Source organism: Herbaspirillum sp. BH-1 (assembly GCF_002870055.1).
Taxonomy (GTDB): domain Bacteria; phylum Pseudomonadota; class Gammaproteobacteria; order Burkholderiales; family Burkholderiaceae_D; genus Herbaspirillum; species Herbaspirillum frisingense.
In genome coordinates this window covers 26341-39150 of sequence record NZ_PKOI01000009.1, presented here as the reverse complement: position 1 = coordinate 39150, position 12810 = coordinate 26341, and the positions used below count along the sequence as shown (strand labels likewise).

Here is a 12810-nt window from a genome sequence, read left to right as displayed (position 1 = left end):
GCAAAGCCTCCATTGTATCGGGACGGCGCCGACTCAGAGCAGGGACGCTTCGCTCTCGGCCACCAGCCAGCTGCGGAAGGCACGCGCGGCAGCGTGCTCGATGCGGTCGCGCGGCCAGACGGCGTAATAGCCGCCCCCCAGGCTGGCGCTGGCCTCGCAGGCGCGCACCAGCAGCCCCTGTTCCATACAGGCATCGATCATGTGGCGCCAAGCCAGCACGATGCCCTGCCCTTCCATGGCCAGCTGCAACAGCACGGGGTATTGGTTGGACAGGATCTGGTGCTCGATGCGGACATCGGGCATGCCGTTGTGGGCCATCCAGTTCTGCCAGGACATCCATTGCCGCTGGCCATCTTCCAGCATCAGCAGAGTCTCGTGGCGCAGCTCGGCCGGGCTCAGGGTGCGGCCGTCCAGATAGGCGGGCGAACAGACCGGGAACACTTCCTCGTCATACAGCCGACGCGCCGCCATCCCTGAGGGTGGGCCGTCGCGCAGGAAATAGATGCCCATGTCGAAGTCGGTCTCGGAGAGTTGCGCCAGGCTGTCGTTGACGATCAGGCGCAGGTGGCAATCCGGGTGCAGCGCCCGAAAGCGCGCCAGCCGGGGCGTGAGCCACAGCACGGCCACGCCCTGCGAACAGGCTACCGTCAACTCCTGGTGGCCCTTGCGCTTCATGATGTCTTCGGTGGCCTCTGCACAATCGACCAGCAGGCGTTGTACCAGGGCGGCGTAGCGCTGGCCGCTGACCGTCAGGCGCAATGCACGGGGTTCGCGCAGGAACAGCTTCTTGCCCAGGAAGCGTTCCAGCTGGGCGATCTGACGGCTGATGGCGCTTTGTGTGAGGTGCAGTTCAGCGGCGGCACGCGTAAAGCTGCCGTGCCGCATGGCGGCTTCGAAGGCGATCAGTGACGGCAGGGGAGGAAGGGGTGATATACGCATGGTCGGCGCTCCGGCTCGGTTCTTTCAACAGACCATGATGGTAGAGCGAAAAGCATGCCCGCCGCTGCCTTCCTGATGGCGATCGGGAAAGCAGCGGCGCAGGCAGGGCAGCAGCCGTGATGGCCGCCGTGGCGATCGAACGATCAGCGACTGCGGTGGATGTGGCCGGACTGCATGACCAGCGACAGGTGTTCGCCCTGCCCGGTCAGGAGCGTGATGTCCTGCAGGGGGTTGCCGTCGACCACGATCAGGTCGGCCAGCGCGCCGGCGCGCACGGTTCCCAGTTCACCCTCGCGCTGCAGGATGGCGGCGGCAATCGAGGTCGCCGAGCGGATGGTTTCCAGGTTGCCCAGGATCTCGGCGCGGATCAGGAATTCGGTCGACTGGTCCTGGTGCATCTCGCCCAGCAGGTCTGAGCCGAAGCCCATCTGCACGCCATGCTCGGCATAGATGCGCAGTGAGTCACGACCGGCCTGACGCACCGATTCGATCTTGGCCACGGAATCCGGCGGCAAGCCCAGGCGGGCGCCGTCGCGGGCCAGCGAATCGTAGGTGACCAGTGTCGGCACGACGAAGGCACCATGCTCGCGCATCACGCGGGCGGCATCGGCATCGACCAGGTTGCCGTGCTCAATGGTACGCACGCCGCAACGTACGGCGCGCGAGATGGCGCGACCGGTGTAGGCATGTGCCATCACATAGGTCTGGGCGGCTTCGGCTTCGGCCACGATGGCGCGAATTTCATCTTCGCTGTACTGCGTGTTGCCGATGGGATCGGTGGGCGAAGCTACGCCGCCGGAGGCCATGATCTTGATCTGGGTCGCGCCCTTCCGCAGTTCTTCGCGGGCGGCCAGACGCACTGCGTCCACGCCATCCGCCACACGGGCGATGGCACCGGCACGGAACGCGCAGGAGCAAGGCTCCAGCACATCGGAACGTGGACGGAAGTCACCGTGGCCACCGGTCTGCGACAGCGCCTTGCCGGAGGGGAAGATGCGCGGACCCGGCACCAGGCCAATGGCAATGGCTTGCGCCAGGCCCCAGTCGGCGCCACCGGCATCACGCACGCTGGTGAACCCGCGATTCAACATCGCCTCGACGATGGGCAACGCGCGGATGGAGGTCAGCGAACCCGGCTGCAGGGCATTCAAGCCCAGATTGGCCAGCGAGGCCAGCACGTGCACGTGGCAGTCGATCAGGCCCGGCATCACGGTCTTGCCGGCCACATCGATCACGCGTGCGCCCGGCACATCCAGGGGCGTGGCGGAGACATCGATGATACGGTCTTTTTCGATCAGGACATCATGGCGCGGGAATAGGCTGCCCAGTGCGGGATCGAGGACGTTACCGCCCTTCAGGAGAATCTTGGTCATGGCGAAAATCAATGTTGTTGCAGATACTGCGGCTCACGCACGAAGCGGGTGCCGACAAAGCTGATGGCGGCAGCGATCATCACGTAGAAGGCCGGTGCCATGGTGCTGCCGGTGGCGGCGATCAGCCAGGTGATGAAGAAGGAGGCAAAGCCGCCGAAGATGGTCACGGCCAGGTTGTAGGCTACCGACAGGCCGGTGGAGAGCACCTTGGCCGGGAACAGTTCCGAGAACGCCGCCAGGATGGGGCCGGTGTAGGCCGCAATCAGGGTGCCGAAGACCAGCTGGAAGATCAGCAGCGTCGACAGGCTGGGCGCGCTGTTGATGTAGGCGAACATGGGATAGGCCAGCACCAGGATCAACGCGGCCGAGCCGGAGAGCAGCGGACGACGGCCGATGCGATCCGCCATGCGACCGACGATGGGCGCCAAGACCATGATGCAGAGTCCACCCACCATGCCGGCGATGAAGCCGGTGGTCTGCGGCAGCTTCAGGACCTTGACCGAATAGGTCGGCATGTAGAACAGCAAGACATAGGTGCAGACCGTCCACAGGATCACCATGGAGAAGCTGGCCGAGGTCTCGCGCGGGAAGTTGCGGATCACTTCCTTCAGGGGCGAGTCGGTCTTGTCCTTTTCTTCGAGGAAGGTCGGGGTCTCTTCGAGGTGGTTACGGATGTAGTAGCCGACCGGACCGATGATGATGCCCAGCAGGAAGGGCAGGCGCCAGCCCCAGCTGGACAGCGCTTCCGGGCTCAGGCTGGAGGTGACGAAGGTACCGACGGCGGCGCCCAGCAGCACGGCCACGCCGATGCTGGCCTGGATCCAGCTGGAATAGAAAGCGCGTTCGCGCTCAGGTGCATATTCGGTCAGGAAGGCGGTGGCGCTGCCCATTTCGCCGCCGGCCGAGAAGCCCTGCAGCAGACGTGCAACGACGATGATGAGCGGCGCGAACAGGCCGATGCTTTCATAGGTCGGCGCCAGGCCGATCATGGTGGTGCCCACCGCCATCAACAGAATGGTCACCGACAGCGCCGCCTTGCGACCCACGCGGTCGGCGTAGATACCCAGCAGGATGCCGCCCACCGGGCGCATGAAGAAACCGACGCCGAAGGTGGCCACGGCCAGCAGCAAGGAAGTGAGGTCATTGCCGGTCGGGAAGAACAGTTTGGCGATGATCACCGCGAAGAAGCTGTAGACGGTGAAGTCGAACCATTCGAGGCCGTTGCCGATGACGGTGGCAATGATGGCGCGGCGGCGCTGGTGGTTGCTGACCAGCGGCATCCCGCCGGCTGGTAATGTCGTTCCTTGCATGCTTTCCCCTCATGTCGGACGTTGAATATCCGGCCGATGATAGGGTGCGAGGGGGCCTGGCGGAAATGATATCTGTGCATGCCGCCATGCTTGCAGCGCATGCATGGATTCAGGTTCAGGGAAATGTAGACTCAAGAACCACAAGCGGGTCCTCACGTGAATCCATCTGGAACCGTTCGGACTGAGTAGGCCCTTCAGGGCCGTATCGAAGACACTCCTGCGCGGGTCGGTGAGTAGGCAAAGGCGCCTTCGATACGCGGCAATGCCGCTACTCAGGACGAACGGTCGTCGGGGCGCAACGACGACCGGAATCCCGCCTGATATCACGCAAGAATAAAATTTATATTATTTATAAAAATAAAAAGCGCGTGCATTCCTGCACGCGCTTTTCGCTGGGTTTATCGAGAAAATCGATAAGCCGATCAGGCCTTCACAGCCGGCTCGGTATTGCGCAGGCGGATGTGCAGCTCGCGCAGCTGCTTCTCGTCCACCGCCGAAGGGGCGTGGGTCAGCAGGCACTGGGCGCGCTGGGTCTTGGGGAAGGCGATCACGTCGCGGATCGACTCGGCGCCAGCCATCATGGTGACCAGGCGGTCCAGGCCGAAGGCGATGCCACCGTGCGGGGGCGCGCCGTATTGCAGCGCGTCCAGCAGGAAGCCGAACTTCAGGCGGGCTTCTTCGTCATCGATCTTCAGGGCGCGGAACACCTTGCTCTGCACGTCGGCGCGGTGGATACGCACCGAACCGCCGCCCAGTTCCCAACCGTTCAGGACCAGGTCATAGGCCTTGGCGATGGCCGCTGCAGGATTGGTCGAGATGAAGTCTTCGTGGCCATCCTTGGGCGAGGTGAACGGGTGGTGCAGGGCGACCCAGCGCTGGCCGTCTTCGTCGTATTCGAACATGGGGAAGTCGACCACCCACAGCGGACGCCAGGCGTCGTCGAACAGGCCGTTCTTCTTGCCGAAATCGCTGTGGCCGATCTTCACGCGCAGCGCGCCGATGGCATCGTTGACCACCTTGGCCTTGTCGGCGCCGAAGAAGATCAGGTCGCCGTCCTGGGCGCCGGTCTTTTCGATGATGGCGTTCAGGGCCGCATCGTGGATGTTCTTGACGATGGGCGACTGCAGGCCGTCACGGCCCTTGGCCTTTTCGTTGACCTTGATGTAGGCCAGACCCTTGGCGCCGTAGATGGCGACGAACTGGGTGTAGGCGTCGATTTCCGAACGCGGCATTTCGGCACCGCCCGGCACGCGCAGGCCGACCACGCGGCCGCCTTCGCTGTTGGCGGCACCCGAGAAGACCTTGAAGTCGACGTCCTTCATGACGTCGGTCAGTTCGGTGAATTCCAGCTTGACGCGCATGTCCGGCTTGTCCGAACCATACATGCCCATGGCGGTGGCGAAGTCCATCACCGGGAACGGGTCAGGCAGGTCGATGTCCAGGGCGTTCTTGAAGACCAGGCGGATCATGCCTTCGAACAGGTCACGGATTTCCTGCTCGTTCAGGAAGGAGGTTTCGCAGTCGATCTGGGTGAATTCGGGCTGACGGTCGGCGCGCAGGTCTTCGTCGCGGAAGCACTTGGTGATCTGGTAGTAGCGGTCGAAGTTGGCCACCATCAGCAGCTGCTTGAACAGCTGCGGCGACTGCGGCAGGGCGAAGAATTCACCGGCGTTCACGCGCGAGGGCACCAGGTAGTCGCGGGCGCCTTCCGGGGTGGACTTGGTCAGCATCGGGGTTTCGATGTCGATGAAGCCCTGGCCATCCAGGAACTTGCGCACTTCCATGGCGACCTTGTAGCGCAGGCGCAGGTTGTTCTGCATCTGCGGACGGCGCAGGTCCAGCACGCGGTGGGTCAGGCGGGTGGTCTCGGACAGGCTGTCGTCATCCAGCTGGAACGGGGGCGTCACCGACGGGTTCAGCACTTCCAGCTCGTGGCACAGCACTTCGATCTTGCCCGACTTCAGGTTGGCGTTGGTGGTGCCTTCAGGACGGTTGCGTACCAGGCCGGTGATGCGCAGGCAAAACTCGTTGCGCACCGATTCGGCGTTCTTGAAGACATCGGCGCGGTCCGGGTCGCACACCACCTGGACCAGGCCTTCGCGGTCGCGCAGGTCGATGAAGATCACGCCGCCGTGATCGCGGCGACGGTGCACCCAGCCACACAGGCTGACGGTTTGGCCGAGCAGTGCCTCGGTAGTGAGGCCACAGTATTGGGTTCGCATGGACATGGTTGTGATTCCGTTGACAGTGTTCTTGTTGGATTCGTGAGAGAAGACGCTAAGGGCGAAGGCGGGGCTGGCCGGGCCGCGTGGCACCGGCCGCCCCGTCAATTCTTCGGCGCCGCGGCGTCGGTGATGATCTTCTTGTCGGCCGCCATCTCGGGGGCGACCACGCCCATCGAGACGACATACTTCAGGGCTGCATCGACCGACATGTCGAGTTCGATGGCATCGGCACGCGGCAGCATCAGGAAGAAACCGGAGGTCGGGTTGGGCGTGGTGGGAACGTAGACGCTGATGAAGTCACCGGCCAGGTGGTTCTTCACCTCGCCGCCCGGGGCGCCGGTCAGGAAGGCGATGGTCCACGAACCCTGGCGCGGATACTGGATCAGCACGGCCTTGCGGAAGGCATTGCCGGAGGGCGAGAAGAGCGTATCGGAGACCTGCTTGACGCTGGAATAGATCGACTTCACCACCGGAATGCGGGTCAGGAAACCTTCCCACACCAGCACCAGGCGACGCCCGATGAAGTTGCGCGCGGCCAGGCCGGTCAGGAACACGATCAGCAAGGTCAGGATCGCGCCCAGGCCGGGGATGTTGTGGCCCAGCCAGTGCTGCGGGCGCCAGGCCTCGGGCAGCAGCAGCAGTGACTGGTCCATGGTGCTGATGATCAGGTTCAGTACCCATAGCGTGATGGCCAGGGGAACCAGGATCAGCAGACCCGTGATGAAGTATTTGCGCATGGGGGAAGGAGGGCCTCGTTAGCTTGCGCTGGGGGTAGAGGGCGCAGCAGGCGCCGGCGCTGCCGCTGGTGCTGGCGTGGCAGCCGCCGGGGCGGGTGTGGCCGCGGGTGCTGCAGCAGCCGCGTCACCTGCTGCGGCCGGAGCCTCGCTGGCGCCGGCAATGCCGGTGCCGGTGGCACCCTTGCTGTTGGCGCTACCACTGCCGTTGCCGCGGAAATCGGTGACATACCAGCCGGAACCCTTCAACTGGAAGCCGGCTGCAGTGAGCTGCTTCCTGAAGCTGTCCTGGTGGCAGGAGGGGCAAACGGTCAACGCATCGTCGGAGATCTTCTGCAAGACATCCTTGGCAAAACCACACGCTTCGCAGCGATACGCGTAAATGGGCATGACTAACTCCGCAAAAAACTTCCAAAACCCTGAATTATAAAGGCTTTTGGCGGAGTTTTAGTGAACCGGCCAGCGGCGGCGATGCTGGCGCGCGACGGCATGCCCCGTCGCGCCGGCAAAGTGTTTGCTTTTGGGAAAGTTTCGGGGCTGCACTCCCCCTACCCTGCCCCGGTGACCAGTCAGCCCTCGACGGGAGCGGCGCGGCTGCTGCGCAGGGTGTCGAGGAATTCGCGGCACCACCAGTGGACGTCGAACTGGCGGATGTTTTCCATCAAGGCGGCATGGCGCTCGCGCCGTTCGGACTGCGACATCTGCAGGGCCTGCTGGATCATCTGGGCCGCCCCGTGGGTGTCGTAGGGGTTGATGATGAGTGCCTGCTTCATCTGCTCGGCCGCGCCGGCAAAGCGCGACAGCACCAGCACGCCGGGGTCGTCCTCGTCTTGGGCGGCGACGAATTCCTTGGCCACCAGGTTCATGCCGTCGCGCAAGGGCGTGACCAACGCGACCGCGCAGGCGCGGTACAGGCCCGGCAGGCGGCGGCGGGCCACGGTGCGGTGGATGTAGCGGATCGGCATCCAGTCGAAGTCGCCGAAATCACCGTTGATGGAGCCGCACAGGCTTTCCAGCTCGCGCTGGATGTCGCCGTAGGCTTCCACGTCTTCGCGGCTGGGCGAGGCGATCTGCAGCAGGGTGGCGCTGTGACGGTTTTCCGGATACAGGCGCAGCAGTTCGCGGAAGGCCCGGATGCGCTGCGGCAGGCCCTTGGAATAATCCAGCCGGTCCACCCCGATCAGCAGGCGGCGGCGCGAGTATTCGGCCTTGGTGCTTTCATAGGTGTCGCGCGCTTCCTTGGCCTGGCCCAGGCGCTGGAATTCGGCCACGTCGATGCCGATCGGGAAGGCATTGGCATGCACCGTGCGGTTGAAGGCGCGGAACTGGTTGGGGCCGACCGGCTCGGCCGTGGCTTCGGCCTGCACGTACTGGGCGAAGTGCTGCAGGTCGGCGTGATTCTGGAAGCCCACCAGGTCGTAGGCGAACAGCGCCCGCATCAGCCATTCGTGAGAGGGAATGGCGGTCAGGATGGGCGGCGGCGGCAGCGGGATGTGCAGGAAGAAGCCGATGCGCGCCTCGCAGCCCATGGCGCGCAACTCGGCGGCCAGCGGGATGAGATGGTAGTCGTGGATCCAGACGATGTCATCGCGCTTCAACAGCGGGAACAGCTTGCGCGCAAACAGCTGGTTCACGCGCCGATAGCCGCCAAGATGGCCGGCCTCGAAGTGCGCCAGGTCGAGCCGGTAGTGGAACACCGGCCACAGCACGCCGTTGGCATAGCCACGGTAGTAGGCGTCGTGGTCTTCCTGCGACAGGTCCAGCTCGGCCAGGGTCACGCTACCGGCCTGGTTCACGCGCAGCTCGCCCTCGCCGGGCGTGCCGTCCTCGACCACCTTGCCGCTCCAGCCGAACCACAGGCCGCCGGTCTTCTTCAGGGTTTCGCCCAGCGCCACCGCCAGGCCGCCAGCGGCGGGCTTGCGGGGATCGGCCAGGCGATTGGAGACAACAACGAGTCGCGACATCAGATCACCGCCTCCCATGACGCCGACAGGCGCATTGCACAGTTGATGATGCCCACCATCGAATAGGTCTGCGGGAAATTGCCCCACATCTGGCGGGTGACCGGATGGGTATCCTCGGACAGCAGGCCCAGGTGGTTGCGGGCATCCAGCATGGCCTGGAAGATTTCACGGGCCTGCTCCTTGCGGCCGATGCGGGCCAGCGCGTCGATACGCCAGAAGGTGCAGATGTTGAAGGCGGTCTCGGGCCGGCCGAAGTCGTCCGGTGCTTCGTAGCGGCGCATGTAGGGGCCATCGCACAGGTGTTTTTCCAGCGCCTCGACGGTGGAAATGAAGCGCTTGTCGGTCGGCGCAATCAGGCCCACTTCCACCATCAGCAGCACACTGGCGTCGAGATCGCGGCCGCCGAAGCTTTCGGCATAGGCCTGGCGCTGCTCGTTCCAGGCTTCGGTGAGGATGCGCTCGCCAATTTCCTTGGCGCGGTCGCCCCAGTGGCGGGCCCGCTCGGGCAGATCGACCCGGGCGGCGATCTTGGCCAGGCGGTCACAAGCAGCCCAGCTCATCAATGCCGACGAGGTATGGATGCGCGAGCGGGTGCGCAGCTCCCACATGCCGGCATCAGGCTGGTTGTAGACCTCGTAGGCGCGCTCACCGACCGCTTCCAGATGCTGGAAATGCTCGGCCCCGGCGCGATGATGCAGGCGCATGTCGTGGAAGGCCTGGGCCGCACCCAGCACGATGTTGCCATAGACGTCGTGCTGGAAATGTTCATAGGCCTGGTTGCCCACGCGCACCGGCTGGTGGTGCTGGTAGCCCGGCAGATGGTCCAGGATCTGCTCGGGCAGCGCTTCTTCCAGCCCGATGCCATACAGCGGCTGCACATGGCCACCGCCGGAGCGCACCACCACGTTGGTCAGCCAGCGCAGATAGTCTTCCATGGTCCCCAGTTCGGACAGGCTGTTCAGGGCGCGCACCACGAAGAAGGCGTCGCGCAGCCAGCAATAGCGATAGTCCCAGTTGCGCTGGCTGCCCGGCGCCTCGGGCACGCTGGTGGTCATGGCGGCGATGATGGCGCCGGTGTCTTCAAAGACCGAGAGCTTCAGGGTGATGGCCGCGCGGATCACCGCATCCTGCCACTCCAGCGGCGTGGCCAGGGCGCGGCTCCAGTTGCGCCAATAGGCGGTGGTTTCCTGTTCGAAATCGCGCGCGGTGTCGTTGATGCCGCCGTGCAGGGTTTCATCCGGGCCCAGGATGAAGTTATAGGGGCGGCTGACCACGAAGGCGGTCTCGTCCACGATGTAGCTGATCGGCGCATCGGTGTTCAGGCGCAGGGTCTGCTCGGGACCGACATAGCGGATGTGGTTGCTGCCCCGGGTCTGCGCGGGGATATCACGGCCCCAGTCGAAGCGCGGACGCAACACCACCCGCATGCGCGGCGCGCCGGAGAGCGGATGGATGCGGCGCACCAGCTGCAGCGGGCGGAAGAAGCGCCCACGGCTCTGGAAGCGCGGCGCCAGGTCGGTGATTTCGATGCCCTGCCCCAGCGTATCGTAGAGCCGGGTGCGCAGCACAGCGGTATTGGGTTCGTACCACTGCTCGCTGTGGGAGAAATTCTCCAGCTGGAAGGCCCACAGCGCGCCATTGTCGGTGGGGTCCAGCAGGGCATTGAAGACCGGGTCGCCATCGAAGCGCGGCAGGCAGCACCAGACGATGCGGCCCATCTTGTCCACCAGCGCCGAGAAGGCACAGTTGCCGATCACCCCCAGGTCCAGCGAGGAGGTGGAGGGCATGTCGTGTGCCTGGGCGGCCAGGTGCGGCTGTTCGGAATGTTGGGTCTGCGAGTGCGGTTGCGGCTGCGCTTCCTGTTGCGGGTCGGGGCTGGGCTGGCTCATGGTTCCTCGTGCTCTGTTCTGTGGGTCAGATTTCTTGATGGAAGGCGATGATGGGCGCGTGCTGCGCCCGGGCGGTTATCCGCTGAGGCTGCGTGCGGGGATGGCCTCTCGCAGCAAGGCCAGCACCGCGGCCGGATCGGCCAGACGCTGCTGCGCCTGACTGGGGCCGGTACCGACCTTGATGCCCAGGCCGCCATAGGTCTCGGCCTGGGCGATGGCGAATCCGGCTTCATCGGTCACGTCGTCACCGATGAAGACCGGGCGACGCCCGCGGAAAGGCGCTTCATGCAGGAACGCCGCCACCGCGTCACCCTTGTTGATGTGAGGCTTGGCCTCCACCACCATCTTGCCGTGCAGCAGGGAAAAGCCGGGTTCGTGGCGCAGGGCGTCCATCATGGTTTCCACGCAGCGCTGCTCCAGGTGGGCGGCGTGCCGGTAGTGCAGCGCCAGCGCGCCGCGCTTGAGTTCCAGCTGCAGACCGGGATTGCCCTCCACCAGCGGCAGCAGGCGCTCGCGCAGGTGATGCACGTCCGGCACCGGCTGCTGGAGGATGCGGCCATCGGCGGTACGCCGTTCGGCGCCATGCACGCCCGCGGCCGGCAGGCGCAACGGCGCCAGGAAGAAGTCGAGTTGGTCCAGGGGGCGGCCGCTGACGATGGCCAGCGCGCCGTCCGATTCTTGTTGTAGTCGCTGCAACAGCGTGATCAGTTCCGGCGGCACCACGATCTCTTCGGGTTGTGGCGCCAGTTCGACCAGGGTGCCGTCGAAATCCAGAAACAACGCATCGGCAGCAAAATCGTAGGGGCGAGTTTGCTCAGTCATGTCATTTCAGGTTGATGGAAAGCAAATAAGTTCCGGTTTCGGCTCAATCTATTTCTAGATTGATATCAAATTACGTCGAAAAGCGGTCTATCAACATGCTTTGACAGCGGCTAGCCCAGCAGTTCTGGCTAACATAGCCAGTTTTAGATCAAGGGATTAGTAAACAGACCCTGACCGCTCCCATCGATTCCCCGCCCGGGAGAATCGGGCCGCGGCAAGCAGCCTGGCCATGGTCTTACGCAACGCCACTTCCTTCGACCTTGTTTCTTCTACTGATTTTAGCTAATTTATGAAGATTACATAAATTACCTAAAGCGTGTATATATGGACCCTATCCTGAATCCTTACGCGCCGGGTGCCGGCAGTCCTCCGCCAGAGCTTGCCGGACGTGATGAAGTGCGGGCGAAGATGCGCCTGTGCATTGAAAGGCTACGCCGCGGCAAGCCCGCCAAGAGCATGATGCTCGTCGGTCTGCGCGGTGTCGGCAAGACGGTCTTGCTGGACCAGATGATGAAGGATGCCGAGGGTTCCGGAGTGGTGACGATCCGCATCGAAGCACCTGAAGGGAGATCGCTCCCGGCCGTACTGGCACCGCAGCTGCGCATCGGCCTGCTCAAGTTGAGCCGTATGGAACAGGCAAAGGACGTCGCCATTCGCGGCTTGCGCGCCCTTGCGGGATTCGTCGGCAAGATGAAGCTCACCTTCAACGATGTTGAAGTCGGACTCGATTACGAGCCAGAGCCGGGCCTTGCCGATAACGGCGACCTGGAGGGTGATTTGACGATGTTGCTGGAGCAGGTCGGGGCCGCAGCACACGCTGCCGGCACGCTAGTCGCCATTTTCATCGATGAACTGCAGTATGTCCCCGAAAAGCAGCTGGCAGCACTGACATCGGCCCTGCACCGCTGTGCGCAACTGCAACTTCCGCTGGTGGTCGTGGGTGCCGGATTGCCTCAGCTCCGAGGCAGGATGGGAGAGGCCAAGTCCTATTCTGAACGCTTGTTTGACTTCCCGATAATAGGTCCGCTGGACGCGACCGACGCCGCCGACGCCATCGTCAAGCCGGCACATGATGAAGGCGTGGGCGTCGACAACGAAGCTGTGAACCTGATCATCGGTTTCACCAAGGGGTATCCCTATTTCCTGCAGGAATGGGGCAAGCACGCATGGGATGTCGCAGCCAGCAGCCCCATCACGCGACAGGACGTAGAAACCGCCTCGGTCGAAGCAGTCGCGGCACTGGATGAGAGCTTCTTCCGGGTACGTTTTGATCGGCTGACGCCGGCGGAGAAGAAGTATCTAAGGGCAATGGCAGAGCTGGGGGCCGGCCCGCACCGCTCAGGGGACATCGCCGCCAAGCTGGGCCGCGAGAGCTCTTCCTTGGGCCCCCTGCGCAGCAGTCTCATCGCAAAAGGGATGATATGGAGCCCGACGCACGGGGACACGGCCTTTACCGTCCCACTCTTCGATGAGTTCATGAAACGCATCATCCCCACCGCAGACTGGGACCCAACGGAAGCTTAAAAACAGAAACGGTCGCGCGGCAGAGCCGGG

General features: G+C 64.0%; 10 protein-coding genes. 1 reads left to right on the top strand and 9 read right to left on the bottom strand.

Going from position 1 to position 12810, the window contains the following annotated elements:
* Positions 1 to 33 precede the first annotated feature (33 nt).
* The 9 genes from HBH1_RS13730 to otsB all read right to left on the bottom strand — a co-directional run bounded on the left by HBH1_RS13730 (position 34) and on the right by otsB (position 11256).
* Positions 34 to 939, bottom strand: a complete 906-nt coding sequence (locus HBH1_RS13730) for a LysR substrate-binding domain-containing protein (RefSeq protein ID WP_077235873.1) — start codon at positions 937 to 939, stop codon at positions 34 to 36.
* Positions 940 to 1082: 143 nt separating this feature from the next.
* Positions 1083 to 2312, bottom strand: coding sequence for a metal-dependent hydrolase family protein (locus tag HBH1_RS13725; RefSeq protein ID WP_102663304.1), 1230 nt, complete (start codon positions 2310 to 2312; stop codon positions 1083 to 1085).
* An 8-nt stretch (positions 2313 to 2320) separates the two neighbouring features.
* Positions 2321 to 3622, bottom strand: a complete 1302-nt coding sequence (locus HBH1_RS13720; protein ID WP_077235874.1) for an MFS transporter — start codon at positions 3620 to 3622, stop codon at positions 2321 to 2323.
* 422 nt (positions 3623 to 4044) lie between these two features.
* Positions 4045 to 5850 (bottom strand): aspartate--tRNA ligase, encoded by a 1806-nt coding sequence (aspS, locus tag HBH1_RS13715; RefSeq protein WP_077235875.1) that lies wholly within the window; start codon positions 5848 to 5850, stop codon positions 4045 to 4047.
* Between the two features lie 98 nt (positions 5851 to 5948).
* Positions 5949 to 6584, bottom strand: coding sequence for a DUF502 domain-containing protein (locus HBH1_RS13710; RefSeq protein WP_006464134.1), 636 nt, complete (start codon positions 6582 to 6584; stop codon positions 5949 to 5951).
* Positions 6585 to 6602: 18 nt separating this feature from the next.
* Complete coding sequence (locus HBH1_RS13705) at positions 6603 to 6971, bottom strand: FmdB family zinc ribbon protein (RefSeq protein ID WP_102663214.1); 369 nt, start codon at positions 6969 to 6971, stop codon at positions 6603 to 6605.
* A 179-nt stretch (positions 6972 to 7150) separates the two neighbouring features.
* Complete coding sequence (gene otsA / locus HBH1_RS13700) at positions 7151 to 8545, bottom strand: alpha,alpha-trehalose-phosphate synthase (UDP-forming) (RefSeq protein ID WP_102663213.1); 1395 nt, start codon at positions 8543 to 8545, stop codon at positions 7151 to 7153.
* Positions 8545 to 10434: a glycoside hydrolase family 15 protein gene (locus HBH1_RS13695; RefSeq protein WP_102663212.1), complete on the bottom strand. Its 1890-nt coding sequence runs from the start codon at positions 10432 to 10434 to the stop codon at positions 8545 to 8547. Before HBH1_RS13695 ends, otsA begins: the two co-directional genes overlap by 1 nt.
* Before the next feature lie 75 nt (positions 10435 to 10509).
* On the bottom strand, positions 10510 to 11256 hold the full coding sequence (gene otsB / locus HBH1_RS13690) for a trehalose-phosphatase (RefSeq protein ID WP_102663211.1): 747 nt from the start codon (positions 11254 to 11256) through the stop codon (positions 10510 to 10512).
* A 324-nt stretch (positions 11257 to 11580) separates the two neighbouring features.
* On the opposite strand from otsB, the gene HBH1_RS13685 reads away from it, so the two are divergent.
* Positions 11581 to 12780: an ATP-binding protein gene (locus tag HBH1_RS13685; protein WP_102663210.1), complete on the top strand. Its 1200-nt coding sequence runs from the start codon at positions 11581 to 11583 to the stop codon at positions 12778 to 12780.
* The last annotated feature ends 30 nt before the right edge of the window (positions 12781 to 12810 follow it).

Coding starts and splice junctions, on each gene's coding strand:
- HBH1_RS13730 (WP_077235873.1), bottom strand. CDS start 939: ATGCGTATATCACCCCTTCCTCCCCTGCCGTCACTGATCGCCTTCGAA.
- HBH1_RS13725 (WP_102663304.1), bottom strand. CDS start 2,312: ATGACCAAGATTCTCCTGAAGGGCGGTAACGTCCTCGATCCCGCACTG.
- HBH1_RS13720 (WP_077235874.1), bottom strand. CDS start 3,622: ATGCAAGGAACGACATTACCAGCCGGCGGGATGCCGCTGGTCAGCAAC.
- aspS (WP_077235875.1), bottom strand. CDS start 5,850: ATGTCCATGCGAACCCAATACTGTGGCCTCACTACCGAGGCACTGCTC.
- HBH1_RS13710 (WP_006464134.1), bottom strand. CDS start 6,584: ATGCGCAAATACTTCATCACGGGTCTGCTGATCCTGGTTCCCCTGGCC.
- HBH1_RS13705 (WP_102663214.1), bottom strand. CDS start 6,971: ATGCCCATTTACGCGTATCGCTGCGAAGCGTGTGGTTTTGCCAAGGAT.
- otsA (WP_102663213.1), bottom strand. CDS start 8,545: ATGTCGCGACTCGTTGTTGTCTCCAATCGCCTGGCCGATCCCCGCAAG.
- HBH1_RS13695 (WP_102663212.1), bottom strand. CDS start 10,434: ATGAGCCAGCCCAGCCCCGACCCGCAACAGGAAGCGCAGCCGCAACCG.
- otsB (WP_102663211.1), bottom strand. CDS start 11,256: ATGACTGAGCAAACTCGCCCCTACGATTTTGCTGCCGATGCGTTGTTT.
- HBH1_RS13685 (WP_102663210.1), top strand. CDS start 11,581: ATGGACCCTATCCTGAATCCTTACGCGCCGGGTGCCGGCAGTCCTCCG.